Origin of the sequence: Rheinheimera lutimaris, assembly GCF_013283795.1 — a bacterium.
GTDB lineage: Bacteria > Pseudomonadota > Gammaproteobacteria > Enterobacterales > Alteromonadaceae > Alishewanella > Alishewanella lutimaris.
The window spans coordinates 39,748-58,538 of record NZ_JABSOD010000002.1 but is presented as its reverse complement, the minus strand read 5'-3'; the positions used below and the strand labels follow the sequence as shown (position 1 = coordinate 58,538).

Here is an 18,791-nt window from a genome sequence, read left to right as displayed (position 1 = left end):
TGATCTGACTACTATACCGGTACGTTTACAGTTAGTTTATTAAAACACTATATGTACCGGTTTTGGTAAGTATGGTAGTAAGCGGCTTTGTCGCCAGCCTTGCATGTATTCCGGTAATGGTAATAACTGCCTGTCATCATCTGCTATACGCCAACACCAGTTCAGATATTCATTTAACTGCCGTTTAACCGACATAAATTCTGCCGGAATACCCTGCTCTGCGGCGGCACGTTTTATGGCTTGGGTTAACTGCGCAACAGTTTCTTTATGGCCGGCAAACTGCTGTTCATGGTAAAAGCGCTGCGGGCAATGTGCCTGTGGCAACTCTTTCGCCTGAGCAATGATTTCAACCAGCGTTTTAGCATGACGGCGTAATTCGCGCGGTGGCATACCGGGAATATTTAATAAGCTCTCTGCTGTCGATGGCCTGCGTTTGGCCAGCTCAATCAACTGGATATCTTTTAATATCAGACCTAATGCCAGGTCTCGTTCCATGGCATAGCGTTGACGCCAGGCTGCCAGCTCACGTAATACTGCCAACTCACGCGGTGTAAGTTGCCAGCTGTTTTTAATTTCGAGATATTTAAATTCCAGCGGCAGCTGTTGTTCTTTGCGCCGGGTTAGTTGCTCACCCTCTTGCAGTAACAGCTGTTGCTGCTCCGCACTCATCTGTGCAACAAACTTTTCGTACAGCGGAAACAGGAAATGCACATCATTTGCGGCGTAGGTAAGCTGGGTGTCAGATAAGGGCCGGGCTAACCAATCTGTACGTGACTCGCTTTTGTCCAGTATTTCACCTGTTAATTGCTCTACCAGCCTGGCATAACCCATGCTGCTGCCCCAACCAAGTAACTCAGCAGCCAGTTGGGTATCAAACAATGGCGTTATTTGACTAATGCCGATAGTCGCCAGAGCCTCGAGATCCTCACTGCAGGAATGCAGCAATTTAATAATTCCCTTATCAGCAAACAGGCAGTTTAGCGGTTGCCAGTCGGTAATACGTAACGGATCAACCAGCGCCAGTGCCTGGCCGTCAAACAACTGAATTAAACCCAGCTTGGGATATAACGTACTTTGACGGATAAACTCGGTGTCCACCGCTAATACGGTATGGTTTGCTGCCTGGCTACAATAAGCAGCCAATGCCTCGTTATCGGTAATTAACGGAATCATGCGTTACCTGTTGTGTCTTGTGAAAACAAAAGCCGGCTTCAAGGCCGGCTTTTGCTGTAAAGCGTACTAACCACGAAGTTCTCGCCGTAAAATTTTACCGACATTGGTTTTCGGTAATTCTGTACGGAATTCTACCTGCTTAGGCACTTTATAGCCCGTTAAATGTTGCCGGCAGTGTTGGATCACTTCCTGCTCCGTTAAACTGGCATCTTTTTTCACGATAAATAGCTTCACTGCTTCGCCGGTAGCTTCGTTGGGGACGCCAACAGCAGCTACTTCCAGCACTTTATCGCTCATCGCTACGACTTCTTCAATTTCGTTCGGGTAGACGTTAAAGCCGGAGACTAAAATCATGTCTTTTTTACGATCGACAATATAAAAGAAACCTTCTTCGTCCATCCGCGCAATATCACCGGTATATAACCAGCCGTCTTTCAACACCTTGGCAGTTTCTTCCGGCCGGTTTAAATACCCCAGCATTACCTGTGGGCCCTTCACCAGCATTTCGCCAGGCTCTCCGGCGGCAACATCCTGGCCTTCTTCATCCACCAAACGAATATCGGTAGACGGAGCCGGCAGGCCAATACTGCCGTTAAAACTGGTTAAATCATAAGGGCTTACTGTTACCAATGGGCAGCATTCGGTCAAACCATAACCTTCCATTAACCGGGTACCTGTTACTTTTTGCCAGCGCTCTGCCACCGGGCGTTGTACCGCCATACCGCCACCGATTGAAGCTTTAAGGCCGCTAAAGTTTAACTCAGCAAAACCCGGCGTATTCAACAAGCCGTTATATAAGGTGTTAACACCGGTAAAAATAGTAAAATGAAACTTCTGCAGCTCTTTGACAAAGCCTTTCATATCGCGCGGATTCGTGATCAGCAGGTTAGTGGCGCCATATTTAAAGAAGGTGAAGAAATTCGCCGTTAAGGCAAAGATATGGTACAGCGGCAGCGCGGTAATAACCCGCTCCACACCTTTTTCCAGTAAATTATCTAAACAACCACTCACCTGTTCCAGGTTACCCACCATATTACGATGCGTTAACATAGCACCTTTTGAGACGCCGGTTGTACCGCCGGTGTATTGTAAAAACGCAATGTCTGAACCTTTCATTTCAGGCTTACTGTATTTTAGCGTTGCGCCTTTTTCCAGGGTGCTGTTAAAGCGAATGGCTCCGGGTAGTTTATAAGCCGGTACCAGCTTCTTAATATGCTTAACCACCAGGTTAACAATAGTGCCTTTAACCGCGCCTAAGCGATCACCCATGGTGGTTAGGATCACATGGTCCAGTTTAACCTTACCCGCAATTGCACTTAAGGTATGGGCAAAGTTTTCTACGATAATAATGACTTTGGCCTTGGAGTCGTTTAACTGATGCTCCAGCTCGCGCGGTGTGTACAGCGGGTTTACATTAACCACTACACAACCGGCACGTAATACGCCCATTAAGGCAATGGGGTATTGCAGTAAGTTAGGCATCATAATGGCGACAGCATCGCCCTTTTTTAGCCCCAACTCTGTCTGCAGATAAGCCGCAAACGCGGTGCTTTGCTGATCCAGCTCACGGTAACTGATACTTTTACCCATGTTGATAAAAGCGGTGTTATCCGGATAGGTTGCAATACTTTGTTCAAAAATATCTAATAATGACGGGTAATGATCGGCATTAATTTCTGCGGGTACGCCTGACGGGTAACGTTTTAACCAAACTCTATCCACCGTCCTCTCCTTTTGTCTAAGGTTATTATTGTATAGATATAAAACCACGCTCACGCAATCTGTCGTTGCGCTTAATTACTACAGTGGCTTTATTGGAGTTTTTACTCTAACGGCTAATCATCCCACAATTACAGGCGTTGCACAATTAGCCCTGCTATTCCTTCGGCTTTACGAACTTCAGCGTCATACGATCACTTTCACCAATAGCGACGTACTCTGCTTTGTTATACTGCCCCATCGCCAGGGTCGGAGGCAAGGCATAAACGCCTTTCGGATAGTTTTTCATGTCGGCGGAGTTGGCATTAATCTCACTGCTGGCGACCAATTCAAAACCTGCCATCTGCGCAGCCTGAATAATATAAGACTCATCCAGATAGCCATCGACGGCTGAGCTGGAGATATCGGATAATCGCGCCGCACGATGCTCTACCATACCTAAGGTGCCGCCGGGTTTAAGCGCCTGAAAAATGCTCTGTAAGGTGCCAAACAAATTACCGTCTTCATTCCAGATATGGGAATTGCGAAACGTCAGCACCATATCAAACTGCTCATCCTGTAATGGCAATAATAAGGGCGGATCTAACTCAATCATCGCCACATCGCCAAAATAATCTGCCTGCTCAGCGATGCGTTCAGCTAATTTTTGGCTTACACGCGCCCAAAAAATACTGCGATCATCCTTTAACGAACCATCATTGTGACGAAACTGCGCTAATGTCAGCTTACCCTGATCTTTAACAAAAGGTGCCAAAATTTCAGTGTACCAGCCATGGCCAGGCCAAATTTCTAAAACCGACATATTCGGTGTCAAACCAAAAAATTGCAGTGTTTCTGCCGGATTACGGTACTGGTTTCGTTGTTTATGCCCCTGGCTACGCTGCGCCGCGTCAGCCAGCTTGGTCAGTTGTGCAGTATAATCGGTATTTTGTGCAGCCGGCGAAAAACCTGAAATAGCGCAGAATAAAGCAAAAGAGTACAACATTGTCTTTCTTGTAATTTTTTTTGACATATACAACACCTTGGTTTTGTTGGCACTTTGAAAATCGGAATTTGCAAAGCGTAAACAGGGAACTGTACAAAATATGCACATAAGAGTCGGCAAATTCAATACAGTTCATTTTGTATTAAGTGTTCAGCGACATTTTTAAGCCGGAAATAAACCTCTGACCATAGAAAACCTGATAACCGTCGACATCTTTTTGCCATCTTGCCGCTATAAAGTACACTAGCTCACAAGAACATCAAGCTGTTATAAGGTAAAACTCTATGCGCATATCTTTGCTCACGCTGGCACTCTTGCTCTCTCCCGCTTTGGCATCTGCCGCACCCAAAAACATTATTTACATGATTGGTGACGGTATGGGGCCGGCTTACCTCGCCGGTTACCGGTATTTCAGTGATGACAAAGCCACAGCTGAAGTGGAAAACACCATTTTTGACGAGCTATGGTTGGGCATGGCCAGCACCTATCCGGACGACGATACCTATGTTACCGACTCAGCCGCCGGCGCTACCGCACTGGCTACCGGATTTAAAAGCTACAACGGTGCGATTTCGGTAAACCGCCAACATATCCCTCTTGGCACTATGATGCAGTTGGCGAAAAAACTGGGCAAAGCCAACGGTATTGTTGCCAGCTCGCAGGTAAACCACGCTACACCGGCATCTTTTTTAGCCCACAATAAAAGCCGGCGCAATTACGACGAAATCGCCGATATGTATCTGGATTACCGCATCGACGGTAAAACCGTTGCCGATGTTATTTTAGGTGGCGGCACCAAGTATTTTATCCGCGACGAGCGTAATCTGGTCGATGGTTTTAAACAGTTGGGTTTTCAGTACACCGATAGCTGGCAGCAGTTAAATACTTTAACTAACGCACCGGCGCTGGCATTATTGGCTGAAACAGCTTTACCGGCTGTGTTAAACAGCAATCAGGACAACCAACTGGCTACCCTGACAGAGAAAGCCCTGACACTGTTAACACCGGCTAAAAAAGGTTTTGTATTAATGGTCGAAGGTAGCCAGATTGACTGGTGCGGCCATGACAACGATATCGCCTGTGCCATGGCTGAAATGGACGATTTCGCCAAAGCTATTGCGGTGGCCAAAGCCTATGTGGATAAACACCCCGATACCTTACTGGTTATTACTGCCGATCATGAAACCGGCGGCATGTCGCTGGGTGCAGCTGGCGAGTACCAGTGGTTACCGGATGTAATACGCAAGGTAAAAGCCACCGGCCGCAGTATCGCAGAGCAACTGAAACAAGCCGATTCTGACGCCGCGGCATTGGCACTTTGGGCTGAGCTTACGTCAATCAACTTAACCGAAGCAGAACAGCAAAGCTTGCTGGCAACCCGGCAACAGGATGAAACTACACTACGTAAATTATCAAACCAATTGGTAGCAAAATACTCTTATACCGGCTGGACAACTGGTGGCCATACCGCTGCAGACGTTGCTGTACTGGCTTACGGTAAAAACGCAAAAGACTTTATTGGCTTTCAGGATAATACTCAGATCGCTAAAAAGCTGATGCAGTATATTCAGCAAACTAAGTAAGTTGCTTTCCGGTAATTACTCCGAAATAAGAACCGATTTGCTCTAAGCTAACCGTTGAAGGCATGGATGCCTGACAAATTCGCTGGGAGCGAATTTGAACAGCTCCGCTGGCCCGACGGGTAAACTTCAAGGAAGAAGTTTATAGTCGAGCCCCCATGGAAGGGTTTACGGCGCGTTAGCGTGGGCAAACCGGTTCGTTTGTATACTACTAATTAATCGCAATTAACTGGCGGCGCAACTTCGGTGCACTGGTATCCGGGTGCAACCAGATATCAAAAAACGCTGCACCAAAAGCGGTATCGTCCAGCACGCCGGTTTCAGCACCGTTCAAATAAAACCTGACACGGCCATCAGCTAACAATAACGCCGCCAGGGTATCGCCTTCTTTCACATCCTGCCACAGGCTTTGTAATTGTTGCGCCCACTGCTGTTGCTGCTCTTTACTGCTTTGGCCCAGCTTTTGCCATTCATCTACCGTGGCATCAATAAACTGCTGCTTACTGATATCACGTTTATAGGTCAGCTCCAGCAACAACGGCGTGCTTTGTGTATAACTTTCAAACTGGCCGCTTTGTGTCGCTAAACGCGCATCATACAGCTGCCAAAACAGGTAGCGGTAAGATCCCTCGCCCACTGTGGCCAGCTCCGGCACTGCCACAGCATTAAAACCGACACCGCCGGTAAGCCCCAACAGCAACACCACACTATATGGCTTTAACATACCACCTCCTGCTTTGCCCCAGCGCTATAGCAATCAGCGCCCATACAGCAATTAACACTGCTGCCGAGTATAGCGGCATCGGAAACTGCATAGCCCCACCGCTTAATGCGGCACCGCCCCAATAAGATAACGGCCCGCCACCGGCACCTAATAGCGCCGCCAACCAGGGTTTAGTCAGTACTTTTGCCATAAACTCCACCGCCGCCAGGGCGAATACGGCCCAAAGTAATACAAACCACAATGGCAACAGACCACCACTGCTAAACTGCAACACGTTAAGCTGTACCAACAGTGTATCGAGCACTACACCGGCACTAAGCGTTACAAGCACAGCAATGCGCCCGGCCGTGCTTAACCGCCACATGCCATAACACCAATACAGCAGCACCGGAATAATCGCAAGCTGCTGCCAATACACCAGTGCTAACCAGCACAATTCAAAACCGATAAGCGCCCGCCAATTAAAGGTTGTTTTGTCACTCATTACTTTACCGGTCACTGCTGTTTCATCCGCGTCGCTACACTGTTACGTAAGTTGTACGGCAACATTGATAGCAGCTTTAACATCACACTTAAGCGGCGCGGGAAACGAATACGACTTTTACCGCGCAGTAAACCGCTATAAATACGCTCAGCAGCGTCGCCAACGGATACTAAAAACGGCATCGAAAAATCATTCTTTTGTGTTAGCGGCGTGTCGACAAAACCCGGTTCAATCAAATGCACGCTGATACCACTACCGGCCAGGTCAACCCGCAAGCTGTCGGTAAAATAGCTGACGGCGGCTTTACTGGCACCATAGGCCTGACTGCGGGTAAACGGGAAAAAATGTACCATAGAACTGACGATAGCCAACTGTGGTGCTAACGAAGCTTTTAACAATGGCATAAAGTATTTGGTTGCTGCCACTACGGCATGAAAATTAATGGCGAAAGTGCGTTCAAACGCGGCTAAATTCAAATCATACGCATCGACATACTCACAGGTACCGGCATTTAGCAGCAGCAGATCCAACACCACGCCCTGCTCCAGCATATTTAAGGCTGTAGATTGCAAAGCAGTATTGTCAGTAAGATCAAGTGGTAAAGCATGAATGCCGGCATTTTTACTCAGCTCATCAAGCTTATCTGCAGAACGCGCCACCGCGTAGACTGTCCAGCCATTGGCAGCATAATGCAGCGCCAACTCGCGGCCAATGCCGGAGCTGGCACCGGTGATTAAACAAGTAGAAGTCATAATCATCTCAAAACAAGTAAGTACTGTTTAGATTACGACAGGAGCAGAGAATTGGATTTACTCAGGCGTAAAGATCGACGCCGAGAAGGTTTTGCACTTCACTGCGGCGCTGCTCATTGGCCTGGCTTTGATAAGCATCTATCGCTTGTTGGCTGCGCCGGTCATTGCCGGAGCTGAAATTGGTTTGCTGGCGGCGTTCGTCATCCAGCCGGTTTATTACCTCTGAGCTTGCCCGTACACCACGGCCTTGCGGCAACTCCGTTGCGGTGTCGTTGCGCGGCGTGGCACGGCGTGGCTCAGCACCGTTAAATACGGTACCGATGCTTTGGGTAGCATTTGCAGCAGCATTAATATTCAGTGTCATAATACGCAACCGAGCCTGACATAGCGCTAATTATAGCCAGTGCCGCCAACAAACCAAGCATTTTATGCCCCGGATAGCCAAACTAATTGAAGTTGCAGCCAACACCGCTGCAGCTTCAAGTAGGACGGTTATCGGCCGGGCAGTTTTTGCCAGGTCACATCATCACGCACATACACCGGCTCTGCCAGTTCAGCAGCAATAAACTGCCCGGCAGCAAGTGCCGGCAACGCCAGCGTCAACATATCCTGCGCCGACGGATATAAAATATCAGCAGCGATAACAGCAGGCTGCAGTTGTAACAGGGCCTCTGCATAAGTCTGCCAACCGGTACCGACAGCATGCACTTCACCACTGAGGCTAAAGCCGCTGATGTCCTGCGGTTTAATAGCAACTTCACTGCTGCCGGGCTGCATCAGACCATTTTGTAACACAAAGCTGCCGATATACACTTCTGCCATCCGTGCATCTATCGCAGCAATAACCTGCTTTGCACCGTGTAAACGCTGTGCCGCCTGTGCCATCGCCGCTAACGTTGACACGCCATACACCGGCACATCTGCCCCAAACGCCAGCCCCTGGGTAACACCGACACCAATGCGTACACCGGTAAAACTGCCCGGGCCACGGCCAAACACAATACCATCGAGCTGATTAAGGCTGATACCGGCCTGGCTTAACAGCTGCTGCACCATCGGCAATATACGTTTGCTGTGCTGCTGCGGGCAGACTTCATCCAGCGTTAAAATATCTGTGCCAACCTGCAAGGCTACTGAGCAGGCCTCGGTTGAGGTATCAAGGGCAAGTAGTTTAAGAGTGGCTATGTTCAACTTAATTGTCCTGTTTCATCTGTTGTAAAAAGTTTACCGCTTCATCCAGTGAGCGGGTGCGGCGCATTGGCGGTAAGCTGGTTAAAAATACTTCACCATAAGGTTTGGTGACTAAACGGTTATCACAAATAACCATTACGCCGCGATCGGTAACATCGCGAATTAACCGGCCCACGCCTTGCTTTAGCGTAATAACGGCTTGCGGTAACTGCACTTGCGCAAAGGGATCCTGGCCGCGCATAACGCAGTCTTCACTGCGGGCCTGCAGTAAGGGTTCATCCGGCGAGGCAAACGGCAGTTTGTCGATAATCACGCAGCTTAGCGTATCGCCACGTACATCTACGCCTTCCCAAAAACTGCCGGTGCCCAGTAGCACGGCATTATCCAGCTTAACAAACTGATCCAGCAGCAGCCGTTTACCGATACTGCCCTGCACCAACACCGGTTGACGGATCAGATCCGGCAACTGCTTTGCTACAACTTGCAGCATGCGATGGCTGGTAAACAAGAAGAAGCAGCGGCCGTTATTGGCTTCTATCAGCCGCACTGCAATTTGCAATAACTGTTTTGCCATGCCCTGCTCGTGCGGTTCGCTAAGGTAGCGCGGCACACAGAGCAACGCTTGCTCGCCATAGTTAAACGGGCTTTCCAGCAACAGCGTTTTGGCATTGTTCAGCCCCATCTGCGCGGTGTAATGGCTAAAGCCGTGATTTACCGACAAGGTAGCCGAGGTAAATACCCAGCTACGCTCATCAGCAGCGACAATATCGCGGAACTTGTCGGCAATACTCAGCGGCGTTAAATGCAGGCTCACATGCAAACGGGTGGTTTCAAACCATAAACTGACGCCGCTTTGCTGCATATCGGTCAGCTTTAATAAGCGTGCTTTGCACAGGGCTAAACGCTCAAAGGCATTATCAATTAAATCGCTGCGGCCAAGGCTGCTTTTCATTACCAGATACAGCATATCTATCGCTTCAGCAACACGGTTCAGCGCCGTTTGCATCTCAGGTTTCTGATACAGCTCGCGCCAGTTACCCTTAGCCGGTTCAGTACCAAATTGCAGCCGCCAGTCTTTAATCAATAAGGCAACTTTATCGGCAGTTTTGGCTAATTGCGGGTGGTCGCGCAGTTCCGTTTTGCAGGCGGTATTGATATCACGGCATAAATCGAGCAATAGCCGGCTGGAGACATTTTCACCAAAATAGTCGCTGGCAATATCCGGTAACTGATGGGCTTCGTCGAAAATAATCACATCCATTTGCGGCAACAGCTCACCAAAACCGGTGTCTTTCAGCGCTAAATCAGCGAAAAATAAGTGGTGGTTTACCACTACCAAATCAGCCGCCTGAGCCTTTTTGCGGGCTTTCAATAAGTGGCAGTCTTCATATACCGGGCAGTCTTTACCCAGACAATTGTCGGTCGTGCTGGTAACGTACGGCAAGGCTTTGGAGTCTTCACTGATATAACTTAACTCGCCAATATCACCGCTTTGCGTTTCGGCCGACCATTTTTTGATCAGGCTTAGATCCTGAATAAGCTGCTCATCCTGCATTGGCACATGGTTGTAATGCTGCTCTAAGCGAAATAAACACAAATAATTGCTGCGGCCTTTTAGCAGCGCCAGTTGCAACGGACTGGCCAGCGCTTTTACTACCTTAGGTAGATCGCGAAAATACAGCTGTTCCTGCAGGTTTTTGGTACCGGTAGACAACACGACTTTTTTACCGCTAAGCAGCGCCGGTACTAAATAAGCGTAGGTTTTACCGGTGCCGGTACCGGCTTCAACCACCAGAGCGCCCGGTGTTTCAATTACGTCGGCTACCGCCTGCGCCATTTCTACTTGCGCCTCGCGGGCATTAAAACCGGCAATGTGCGACGCCAAAGCGCCGCCCGGCGCAAAGGCGCTGACAACCTGCTTACGCATAGCAACTCAAAAGGTGATTAAATAGACCAGATAGCACTGCGACAACCAACAATAAAATAAGGCGGTTATTATGCCTTAATCGCGGGCAAATTCAGACAAAAATATCCAGATGGCCGTCTTTATCCACATGCTGATCTTCTTCCGGCGTGGTGTAAGGCGCATCCGGCCAGGCTTCCTGACGTGGATCACGTTTGCGCGCCTGTCGGGTTAAAATAAGGTACTTCTGCTCGTTAGGCTTGATTGGGCTTAAACGCGCATCCTTAAACACCGGCACCACCTGCTTTGGATCAGGCTCGACCGGCGTACCGGGTACGCGATGTATAAAGGGCATAAAAGCGTCCATCACCGTCTCCTGCAGGTAATTATCCCGTTATCGGCCTGGCGGGAATAAACTTAAACAATTGCCAACATTGACTATACAAGCTGACCACTATTTATGCATTAAATTCTGATTTTGGTATTTATGCTATAAAATAATTTTTCTGAAAAGACGATCAAAAAACACGAAGCAATTAAATTTCAACAACTTGCAAAATAATCACTTTTCAATTGTTATCAAAACCTACTTGCACTGCCGCCCTGTCACAGGTAACTTGTATAACATCTTAATAAGTAAGAAACCGAATATGAAGCTTGTTACTGTACTACACCATCATAGCGACTAGCCGTCCGGAATTTTCGGAGGGCTATTTTCTGGCGCTCCGGTGGTACAGCAATAAAAACCCCGAGCCCAGGCCCGGGGTTTTTATTTATTTGCATTATACATTTTAATTATCGTCACGGAGACCAGTATGAGTCCGGCAACAGAATCTAAACGCTTACGTATCGCCATGCAGAAATCCGGCCGTTTATCGGTCGACTCCCAGGCCCTGTTCACCAGCTGCGGCTTAAAAATCAATCTGCGCGAGCAGCGCCTTATCGCCCATGTTGAGAATATGGATATCGATATCCTGCGCGTGCGCGACGACGATATTCCCGGCCTGGTGATGGACGGTGTCTGTGATTTGGGCATCGTCGGAGAAAACGTGCTGGAAGAAGAATCACTGCAGCGCAAGCTGGATAACGACAGCTTTGATTACACCGTATTAAAACGGCTCGATTTTGGCGGTTGCCGCTTATCGATTGCCGTACCGCAGGAAGAAAACTACAGCGGTGTTGCCTCTCTGGACGGCAAAACCATCGCTACTACGTACCCGCGTTTGCTGGCGCGTTATTTAAAAGAACAAGGTGTCAGTGCCCGCATCGTTAATTTAAAAGGCTCGGTTGAAGTGGCGCCGCGTGCCGGCCTGGCCGATGCTATCTGCGATTTAGTCTCTACCGGCGCGACCTTAGAAGCCAACGGTTTAAAAGAAGTTGATGTGATTTACCGCAGCAAAGCGGTGCTGATTCAGCGCAAAGGCTTAACCGATGAGCGCCAGCTAAAGCTGATTAATAAGCTGATGCCACGTATTAATGGCGTAATGCAGGCCAATGAGAGCAAATACATTATGCTGCACGCGCCACGTGCCCGCCTGGATGAAGTGATTGCGCTGCTGCCGGGTGCTGAAAACCCCACTATGCTGCCACTGGCGGGTAACAATGACATGGTCGCCATTCATGTGGTCAGCAGTGAAACGCTGTTTTGGGAAACCATGGAGCAGTTAAAGGCACTGGGCGCCAGCTCCATTCTGGTACTGCCAATTGAAAAGATGATGGAGTAGCTATGACCCGCGTTATTAACTGGCCAGCCTTATCAGTAAGTGAGCAACAAGCTGCCTTGGCGCGGCCCAAGCTTGCCGACTCTGCTGCGTTAGGTGAGCAAGTACGGGCAATTATTAATACCGTGCGCCAACAGGGCGATGAGGCCTTGGTAGCTTATAGCCAGCAGTTTGATGGCCTGACGGCTAACTCACTGCGCTTAAGTGTAGAGACTAAGCTGGCGCAGTTAAATAAGCTTTTGCCCGAACGTAAAGCCGCCATCGAGCTGGCCTATGACAACATTCGTAAATTCCACGCGGCCCAGTTACCACGTGATATCGAGGTAGAAACCAGCGCCGGTGTGATGTGTCAGCTAAGAAGCCGCGCCATTGCCGCAGTGGGCCTGTATATTCCAGGCGGCAGCGCGCCACTGCCCTCTACGGTGCTGATGCTGGGTGTGCCGGCGCAGTTAGCCGGTTGCGAGCGTATTGTGCTGGTTACACCACCGGGCAAACCCGAAGCGGGCGATATTGCGCCAGAAATTCTGTACGCTGCAGAGCTGTGTGGCATTAGTGAGATTTACACTATCGGCGGCGCTCAGGCCATTGCTGCGCTGGCTTATGGCACCGAAACTATTGCCAAAGTGGATAAAATTTTTGGCCCGGGTAACCGTTATGTAACCGAAGCCAAACAACAGGTGAGCCAGGATGCCAGGGGCGCGCAAATTGATATGCCGGCCGGGCCGTCTGAAGTGCTGGTACTGGCCGACAACAGCGCTAACCCGGCCTTTGTTGCCGCCGACTTGTTATCGCAAGCCGAGCACGGCCCGGACTCACAAGTGATTTTAGTCAGCGACAGTACCGCATTAATCGAGGCCGTGCAGGCTGAAGTTGCCAGTCAGTTAGCCCAACTGCCACGTAAAGACATTGCAGCAGCCGCGCTTAGCCACAGCCGCTATATCTTAACTGCCGATTTAGCTCAGGCTGTGGCGGTAACCAATGCTTATGCGCCGGAGCACTTAATCGTGCAAACCGCGGCAGATGATGAGCTGACAGCACAATTTAACAGTGCCGCCAGTATCTTTGTTGGTAAATGGACACCGGAGTCGGCCGGCGATTACGCCAGCGGCACTAACCATGTGCTGCCCACTTATGGCTACAGCAAAACCGTGTCGAGTTTGTCATTGGCCGATTTTTACCGTCGCTTTACTGTACAAACATTAACGGCACAAGGTATGCGCAATATTGGCCCGGCCATAGTCACGCTGGCAGAAGCTGAAAGCCTGGATGCGCACGCTAATGCAGTGCGCCTGCGTCTGGCTGAACTGAATAATGTTGAGGGTTAAGCAAATTATGTCTGATAACACCCCTACTGGCGTGAATAACTTAGCCAGACAAATCGTCAAAGATCTGGTGCCTTACGCATCAGCGCGCAGCAGTATGAGTGGCGGCGCAGTGTGGCTAAATGCCAATGAAAATGCATTGGCACCGGGCTATCAGTTAGATGGCACTTTTAACCGCTACCCGTCCTGCCAGCCAAAAGCGGTAATAAACGCTTATGCAGAATATGCCGGTGTCGCGCCTGAGCAGGTACTGGTTAGCCGCGGCGCCGATGAAGGCATTGAGCTGTTGATCCGCAGCTTTTGTGAGCCTAAGCAGGACAGTATCACTATTTGCCCGCCGACTTATGGTATGTATGCGATAAGCGCTGAAAGTAACCAAACCATGGTGAATAAAGTGCTGCTGATTAATAACGAGCAACTGGATTTGGCCGGCATTTTTGCCACCAGCCCTAAACTGGTGTTTATTTGCAGCCCGAATAATCCAACCGGCGATCTGATCCCACGTGAGCAAATTATTGCGGTACTGCAGCACTTTGCCGGTAAAGCCTTAGTGGTGGTCGATGAAGCCTATATCGAGTTTGCCCCACAGGCGTCGGTAGTGAATTTACTTAGCCAGTACCCGCATTTAGTTATCCTGCGCACCCTGTCTAAAGCCTTTGGCCTGGCCGGTTTACGCTGTGGCTTTACCCTGGCCTCGGCGGAAATTATTAACGCGCTGAAAAAGATGATAGCGCCCTACCCGATTGCCGAGCCGGTAGCGCAAATTGCCGCCCAAGCATTGTCGGCAACGGGCATAGCGCAAATGCAGCAAAGCGTGGCAAGCATTAATCAGTTGCGTGATGACTTTATCGTCTTTGCCAAAACACAAAGCGGCATCAACAAGGTATGGCCCAGTAACGCCAACTATGTGCTGCTGCAGGTAGACAACGCCGCAGACTGTGTTAGTGCGCTGATTAAGTCCGATATTTTAATTCGCAATCAGTCCAGCCAGCTGGGCTTATCGCAAGTGGTGCGGGTGTCGGTTGGCACCGCGGATGAAATGCAGCGCTTACAGCAGGCGATGCAACAGTATTTTTTAAATAACCAAGCAACTAAGAGAGCACGCGCATGAGTGGCCAGCCTATTTTATTTATCGACCGCGACGGCACCATGGTAGAAGAGCCGCCAATTGACAAGCAGCTGGATAGCCTGGAAAAACTGGCTTACGAGCCTGGCTTAGTGCCCGCCTTATTAAAGCTGCAAACAGCCGGCTACCGCCTGGTGATGGTGACTAATCAGGATGGCTTGGGTACCAGCAGCTTCCCGCGCGAAACCTTTGATGCACCGCACAATAAAATGATGCAGCTGCTAACTTCACAAGGCATCGTGTTTGATGACGTGCTGATTTGCCCGCACTTTGACAGTGACAACTGCAGTTGCCGCAAACCGAAACTGGGGCTGGTAAAAGACTATCTGCAACAGGGTAAAATCGACTTTACCAACTCTTACGTGATTGGCGACCGCTTAACTGATGTGCAGCTGGCAGAGAATATGGGCCTGCCGTCGTTTCAATATAACCGCGATTCGCTGGGTTGGGCTGAGATCACCAAGCAGTTGCTCAGCCGCGGGCGTAAAGCCACCGTGCGTCGTACCACCCGTGAAACTGACATTGAAATCAGTGTTGATCTGGATAACAGCGGCAATAACTTTTTCGGCACCGGCGTGGGCTTTTTTGACCATATGCTGGAGCAAATTGCCACCCACGGCGGCTTTTCGCTGCAGGTAAAAGTTACCGGCGATTATCACATTGACGATCACCACAGCGTGGAAGACACCGCACTGGCACTGGGCCAGGCGTTAAAGCAGGCGCTGGGCAATAAACGTGGCATTAACCGCTTTGGCTTTGTGTTGCCGATGGATGAATGCCGCGCCGAGTGTGTGCTGGATTTATCCGGCCGGCCGTTGTTTGTGTTTAACGGTGAGCTGGGCGACGGCGCAGTTGGCGGTTTAACTCTGGAAATGGTGCCGCACTTTTTCCGCTCGTTAAGCGATGCCATGCTGATGTCACTGCACTTAAGCATCACCGAAGGCAATAAGCATCACAAGGTCGAAGGCCTGTTTAAAGCCTTTGGCCGTGCACTGCGCCAGGCCATTACCGTATCGGGCGAGGCGCTGCCAAGCTCAAAAGGAGTACTGTAATGCAACTGGTGATTGTTGATACCGGCTGCGCCAATATCAGCTCGGTGTATTTTGCTTTTAAACGCCTGGGCGTAGACGCCATTATCAGCCGCGATGCCAAAGTAATCAAAGCCGCCGACAAGGTGCTGCTGCCGGGCGTCGGCACCGCCCACAATGCGATGGCCAGGCTTGAGCAAGCAGAACTGATTGACACCTTGCAAGGCCTGCAGCAACCCTTGTTAGGCATTTGCTTAGGTATGCAAATGCTGACCAGCCACAGCATGGAAGGTGATGTTGGCTGTTTAAACCTTATTCCGGGCGAAGTACTGCCGATGCAAAGCGCTGGTTTGCGCCTGCCGCATATGGGCTGGAACACCCTGCACAGTATTAGTGAGCACCCGTTAATGAGCGGTTTTTCTGTCACAGACTATGTGTATTTTGTCCACAGCTTTGCCGTAGCACCCGGCCCGCACGCATTGGCACTGTGCCATTATGGCAGCGATTTTGCCGCAGTAATTGGTAAAGACAATGTCGCCGGCGCGCAGTTTCACCCCGAGCGCTCGGGTAAAACCGGCGCGCGTTTATTGCAAAATTTTCTGGAGTGGCAGCTATGATTATTCCCGCCATTGATTTAATTGACGGCACTGTGGTGCGGCTGTATCAGGGCCGTTACGACAATACCACGCAGTACGATTTCAGCCCGCTTGGCTTGCGTAATCAGTACGCCGGTGCAGGTGCCGATTGGCTGCATATCGTGGATTTGTCCGGCGCCAAAGATGCCACTAAACGCCAGCTGGCATTACTGACTGAGCTGATGACAGCTTCCCCGCTGCATATTCAGGTTGGTGGCGGTGTGCGCGCTGAGCAGGACGTTAAAGACTTACTCGACGCCGGCGCCGGTCGTGTTGTTATCGGCAGTTTAGCCATTCGCCAACGCGAGTTGGTGCAAGGCTGGGTGCGCAAATACGGCGGCGAGCAAATCGTGTTGGCGCTGGATGTGGCGATAAACGACAAAGGCGAGAAAACCCTGCCCTCGCACGGCTGGATTGAGCAATCCAATATTACGCTGGAGCAGGTGCTGGATGGCTATATCGAAGCCGGTGCTCAGCATGTGTTATGTACTGACATTAGTAAAGACGGTACCTTAACCGGCTCTAATGTGCAGCTGTATAAAGAGCTGGCAGCAAATTACCCGCAAATTCAGTGGCAGGCCTCCGGTGGCATCGGCAAGCTGGACGATATCCGCGCCTTAATTGGCAGCGGCGTCGCCGGCGTTATTTTAGGACGTTCACTGCTGGAAGGTAAATTTACGCTTGAGGAGGCCGTAGCATGCTGGCAAAACGGTTAATTCCCTGCCTGGATGTACGCGATGGCAAAGTGGTTAAAGGCGTGCAGTTTCGTAACCATGAAATTATCGGTGATATAGTGCCACTGGCACAGCGCTATGCCGAGGCCGGCGCGGACGAGCTGGTGTTTTATGATATTACCGCCTCCAGCGATGGCCGCGTGGTGGATAAAAGCTGGGTTAAACGCATTGCCGAGGTGATAGACATTCCGTTTTGCGTCGCCGGTGGCATTAAAACCGTGGCCGATGCCGGCAAAATACTGGAAATGGGTGCCGATAAAATTTCGGTCAACAGCCCGGCGCTGTCCAGGCCAGAGCTGATAAACGAGCTGAACCATAATTTTGGCCAACAGTGTGTGGTGATTGGCATCGACAGTTTTTTTGATGTCGCGTCGGGCCAGTATCAGGTATATCAGTTTACCGGCGATGAAAGCCGCACCAAAAAAACACAATGGCTTACCCGTGATTGGGTAGCAGAAGTGCTAAGCCGTGGCGCCGGTGAAATTGTGCTTAACTGCATGAACCAGGATGGCGTGCGCCAGGGCTATGATATCGCGCAGCTGAAAAGCATCCGCGATATTTGCACGGTGCCGTTAATTGCCAGTGGTGGCGCCGGTACTATGCAACATTTTAGCGATGTGTTTAACCAAGCCGATGTCGATGGCGCCCTGGCTGCCAGTGTGTTTCACAAAGGCATTATTGAAATAGCGGCGCTTAAAGCCAGGCTGATTGCTGACGGTATCAGCATCCGACCGTAACAAGGGCTGAAATTATGCCAGCTAAGGCGTATGTACTTTTTTCAGCGACCGTTGGAGGCCATGGATGGCCGGAATCGAGCCCCAGGGAAGGTTTATGGCGTGTCGCAGAAAAAATGTACGGAGTCTTTGCGATTTTCGAAGAGCCTGACTTTTGATGCAAGCTTTGAGACCTGACTACACGCAGAGACGCCGTAAATACCTCCCTGTAGGCTCCTCTGTGGCATCCATGCCACAGACGCTCTGCTTAGCAGTCAGGTCTCGCCGCTCATAATATTGCTGCGCCATCAACACAAAAAAGATACGAGAAAACACAATGAACATAGAACAGATCAAAGCGCTAAGCTGGCCCGATAACCAGTTATTACCCGCAATAGTGCAGCACGCCATCTCCGGCAAAGTGCTGATGCAGGGCTATATGAACACAGAGGCACTTGAGCACACACTGCAAAGCGGCAACGTGACCTTTTATAGCCGCAGCAAGCAGCGGTTGTGGACCAAAGGCGAAAGCTCAGGCCATACCTTACAACTGGTCAGCATAGACAGCGACTGCGATGCCGACAGTATTTTAGTGCTGGCACTACCACAAGGCCCAACCTGCCATGTCGGCACTGAAACTTGCTGGCATGACAACAGTGCCAACAGCCCGCAGCTGGCATTTTTATACGACTTAGAGCAAGTGATAAAAAGCCGTGAAGGCGCAGATCCTGCCAGCAGTTACACCGCCAGCTTATTTGCCAAAGGCGTAAAACGCATAGCGCAAAAAGTTGGTGAAGAAGGTGTCGAATCCGCACTGGCTGCGATGGCCGGTGACCGGGAAGAACTCGCCAACGAAGCGGCTGATCTGATGTTTCACCTGTTGGTGTTGCTGCGCAGCCAAAAGCTGGAACTGAACGATGTCATTAAGGTGCTGCAACAGCGGCATAAATAAGCAAAGCAACTGACGGCATCACTGTACAGCAGCAGACATAATTCATTTG

The 18,791-nt window shown here is 50.1% G+C and carries 19 protein-coding genes; 9 read left to right on the top strand and 10 right to left on the bottom strand.

Annotation, left to right across the window (positions count from 1 at the left end; all coding sequences use genetic code 11):
* Positions 1 to 39: 39 nt before the first annotated feature.
* The 3 genes from rnd to HRH59_RS01825 form a co-directional block, all read right to left on the bottom strand.
* The gene (rnd, locus tag HRH59_RS01835; protein WP_173499573.1) at positions 40 to 1,173 is read right to left on the bottom strand and encodes a ribonuclease D; all 1,134 of its coding nucleotides are present in this window, start codon (positions 1,171 to 1,173) and stop codon (positions 40 to 42) included.
* 66 nt (positions 1,174 to 1,239) lie between these two features.
* On the bottom strand, positions 1,240 to 2,895 hold the full coding sequence (gene fadD / locus HRH59_RS01830) for a long-chain-fatty-acid--CoA ligase FadD (RefSeq protein WP_173499572.1): 1,656 nt from the start codon (positions 2,893 to 2,895) through the stop codon (positions 1,240 to 1,242).
* A gap of 154 nt (positions 2,896 to 3,049) precedes the next feature.
* Positions 3,050 to 3,877 (bottom strand): class I SAM-dependent methyltransferase, encoded by an 828-nt coding sequence (locus HRH59_RS01825; RefSeq protein WP_231702374.1) that lies wholly within the window; start codon positions 3,875 to 3,877, stop codon positions 3,050 to 3,052.
* 284 nt (positions 3,878 to 4,161) lie between these two features.
* On the opposite strand from HRH59_RS01825, the gene HRH59_RS01820 reads away from it, so the two are divergent.
* Entirely contained in the window at positions 4,162 to 5,460 is a 1,299-nt protein-coding gene (locus HRH59_RS01820) for an alkaline phosphatase (protein ID WP_173499571.1), read from the top strand.
* A gap of 208 nt (positions 5,461 to 5,668) precedes the next feature.
* On the opposite strand, the gene HRH59_RS01815 is transcribed toward HRH59_RS01820, so the two are convergent.
* The 7 genes from HRH59_RS01815 to HRH59_RS01785 all read right to left on the bottom strand — a co-directional run bounded on the left by HRH59_RS01815 (position 5,669) and on the right by HRH59_RS01785 (position 10,878).
* A complete protein-coding gene (locus HRH59_RS01815) occupies positions 5,669 to 6,181 on the bottom strand; it encodes a chalcone isomerase family protein (RefSeq protein ID WP_173499570.1) in 513 nt (170 codons plus the stop codon).
* The gene (locus HRH59_RS01810) at positions 6,165 to 6,665 is read right to left on the bottom strand and encodes a DUF2878 family protein (RefSeq protein ID WP_173499569.1); all 501 of its coding nucleotides are present in this window, start codon (positions 6,663 to 6,665) and stop codon (positions 6,165 to 6,167) included. The genes HRH59_RS01815 and HRH59_RS01810 overlap by 17 nt, the downstream gene beginning before the upstream one ends.
* A gap of 11 nt (positions 6,666 to 6,676) precedes the next feature.
* Positions 6,677 to 7,417, bottom strand: a complete 741-nt coding sequence (locus HRH59_RS01805) for an SDR family NAD(P)-dependent oxidoreductase (protein ID WP_173499568.1) — start codon at positions 7,415 to 7,417, stop codon at positions 6,677 to 6,679.
* 61 nt (positions 7,418 to 7,478) lie between these two features.
* Positions 7,479 to 7,781, bottom strand: coding sequence for a hypothetical protein (locus tag HRH59_RS01800; RefSeq protein ID WP_173499567.1), 303 nt, complete (start codon positions 7,779 to 7,781; stop codon positions 7,479 to 7,481).
* Between the two features lie 128 nt (positions 7,782 to 7,909).
* Positions 7,910 to 8,608, bottom strand: coding sequence for a tRNA (adenosine(37)-N6)-threonylcarbamoyltransferase complex dimerization subunit type 1 TsaB (gene tsaB, locus HRH59_RS01795; RefSeq protein ID WP_178089459.1), 699 nt, complete (start codon positions 8,606 to 8,608; stop codon positions 7,910 to 7,912).
* Between the two features lies 1 nt (position 8,609).
* On the bottom strand, positions 8,610 to 10,535 hold the full coding sequence (locus HRH59_RS01790) for an ATP-dependent DNA helicase (protein WP_173499566.1): 1,926 nt from the start codon (positions 10,533 to 10,535) through the stop codon (positions 8,610 to 8,612).
* 91 nt (positions 10,536 to 10,626) lie between these two features.
* Positions 10,627 to 10,878, bottom strand: a complete 252-nt coding sequence (locus tag HRH59_RS01785; RefSeq protein WP_173499565.1) for a hypothetical protein — start codon at positions 10,876 to 10,878, stop codon at positions 10,627 to 10,629.
* 448 nt (positions 10,879 to 11,326) lie between these two features.
* On the opposite strand from HRH59_RS01785, the gene hisG reads away from it, so the two are divergent.
* The 8 genes from hisG (at position 11,327) to hisIE (ending at position 18,742) form a co-directional block, all read left to right on the top strand.
* Positions 11,327 to 12,235, top strand: coding sequence for an ATP phosphoribosyltransferase (hisG, locus tag HRH59_RS01780; protein WP_173499564.1), 909 nt, complete (start codon positions 11,327 to 11,329; stop codon positions 12,233 to 12,235).
* Positions 12,236 to 12,237: 2 nt separating this feature from the next.
* Positions 12,238 to 13,557, top strand: a complete 1,320-nt coding sequence (hisD, locus tag HRH59_RS01775; RefSeq protein ID WP_173499563.1) for a histidinol dehydrogenase — start codon at positions 12,238 to 12,240, stop codon at positions 13,555 to 13,557.
* A 7-nt stretch (positions 13,558 to 13,564) separates the two neighbouring features.
* Positions 13,565 to 14,665, top strand: coding sequence for a histidinol-phosphate transaminase (hisC, locus tag HRH59_RS01770; protein ID WP_173499562.1), 1,101 nt, complete (start codon positions 13,565 to 13,567; stop codon positions 14,663 to 14,665).
* The gene (hisB, locus tag HRH59_RS01765; protein WP_173499561.1) at positions 14,662 to 15,732 is read left to right on the top strand and encodes a bifunctional histidinol-phosphatase/imidazoleglycerol-phosphate dehydratase HisB; all 1,071 of its coding nucleotides are present in this window, start codon (positions 14,662 to 14,664) and stop codon (positions 15,730 to 15,732) included. Before hisC ends, hisB begins: the two co-directional genes overlap by 4 nt.
* On the top strand, positions 15,732 to 16,325 hold the full coding sequence (gene hisH, locus HRH59_RS01760; protein WP_173499560.1) for an imidazole glycerol phosphate synthase subunit HisH: 594 nt from the start codon (positions 15,732 to 15,734) through the stop codon (positions 16,323 to 16,325). The genes hisB and hisH overlap by 1 nt, the downstream gene beginning before the upstream one ends.
* A complete protein-coding gene (hisA, locus tag HRH59_RS01755; RefSeq protein WP_173499559.1) occupies positions 16,322 to 17,059 on the top strand; it encodes a 1-(5-phosphoribosyl)-5-[(5-phosphoribosylamino)methylideneamino]imidazole-4-carboxamide isomerase in 738 nt (245 codons plus the stop codon). The genes hisH and hisA overlap by 4 nt, the downstream gene beginning before the upstream one ends.
* A complete protein-coding gene (gene hisF / locus HRH59_RS01750) occupies positions 17,041 to 17,814 on the top strand; it encodes an imidazole glycerol phosphate synthase subunit HisF (RefSeq protein ID WP_173499558.1) in 774 nt (257 codons plus the stop codon). Before hisA ends, hisF begins: the two co-directional genes overlap by 19 nt.
* 313 nt (positions 17,815 to 18,127) lie before the next feature.
* A complete protein-coding gene (gene hisIE / locus HRH59_RS01745; protein ID WP_173499557.1) occupies positions 18,128 to 18,742 on the top strand; it encodes a bifunctional phosphoribosyl-AMP cyclohydrolase/phosphoribosyl-ATP diphosphatase HisIE in 615 nt (204 codons plus the stop codon).
* The last annotated feature ends 49 nt before the right edge of the window (positions 18,743 to 18,791 follow it).

What these genes read in the sequence shown, in the direction of transcription:
- rnd (WP_173499573.1), bottom strand. Translation starts at nt 1,173, where the DNA reads ATGATTCCGTTAATTACCGATAACGAGGCATTGGCTGCTTATTGTAGC.
- HRH59_RS01825 (WP_231702374.1), bottom strand. Translation starts at nt 3,877, where the DNA reads ATGTTGTACTCTTTTGCTTTATTCTGCGCTATTTCAGGTTTTTCGCCG.
- HRH59_RS01820 (WP_173499571.1), top strand. Translation starts at nt 4,162, where the DNA reads ATGCGCATATCTTTGCTCACGCTGGCACTCTTGCTCTCTCCCGCTTTG.
- HRH59_RS01815 (WP_173499570.1), bottom strand. Translation starts at nt 6,181, where the DNA reads ATGTTAAAGCCATATAGTGTGGTGTTGCTGTTGGGGCTTACCGGCGGT.
- HRH59_RS01810 (WP_173499569.1), bottom strand. Translation starts at nt 6,665, where the DNA reads ATGAGTGACAAAACAACCTTTAATTGGCGGGCGCTTATCGGTTTTGAA.
- HRH59_RS01805 (WP_173499568.1), bottom strand. Translation starts at nt 7,417, where the DNA reads ATGACTTCTACTTGTTTAATCACCGGTGCCAGCTCCGGCATTGGCCGC.
- HRH59_RS01800 (WP_173499567.1), bottom strand. Translation starts at nt 7,781, where the DNA reads ATGACACTGAATATTAATGCTGCTGCAAATGCTACCCAAAGCATCGGT.
- HRH59_RS01790 (WP_173499566.1), bottom strand. Translation starts at nt 10,535, where the DNA reads ATGCGTAAGCAGGTTGTCAGCGCCTTTGCGCCGGGCGGCGCTTTGGCG.
- HRH59_RS01785 (WP_173499565.1), bottom strand. Translation starts at nt 10,878, where the DNA reads ATGGACGCTTTTATGCCCTTTATACATCGCGTACCCGGTACGCCGGTC.
- hisG (WP_173499564.1), top strand. Translation starts at nt 11,327, where the DNA reads ATGAGTCCGGCAACAGAATCTAAACGCTTACGTATCGCCATGCAGAAA.
- hisD (WP_173499563.1), top strand. Translation starts at nt 12,238, where the DNA reads ATGACCCGCGTTATTAACTGGCCAGCCTTATCAGTAAGTGAGCAACAA.
- hisC (WP_173499562.1), top strand. Translation starts at nt 13,565, where the DNA reads ATGTCTGATAACACCCCTACTGGCGTGAATAACTTAGCCAGACAAATC.
- hisB (WP_173499561.1), top strand. Translation starts at nt 14,662, where the DNA reads ATGAGTGGCCAGCCTATTTTATTTATCGACCGCGACGGCACCATGGTA.
- hisH (WP_173499560.1), top strand. Translation starts at nt 15,732, where the DNA reads ATGCAACTGGTGATTGTTGATACCGGCTGCGCCAATATCAGCTCGGTG.
- hisA (WP_173499559.1), top strand. Translation starts at nt 16,322, where the DNA reads ATGATTATTCCCGCCATTGATTTAATTGACGGCACTGTGGTGCGGCTG.
- hisF (WP_173499558.1), top strand. Translation starts at nt 17,041, where the DNA reads ATGCTGGCAAAACGGTTAATTCCCTGCCTGGATGTACGCGATGGCAAA.
- hisIE (WP_173499557.1), top strand. Translation starts at nt 18,128, where the DNA reads ATGAACATAGAACAGATCAAAGCGCTAAGCTGGCCCGATAACCAGTTA.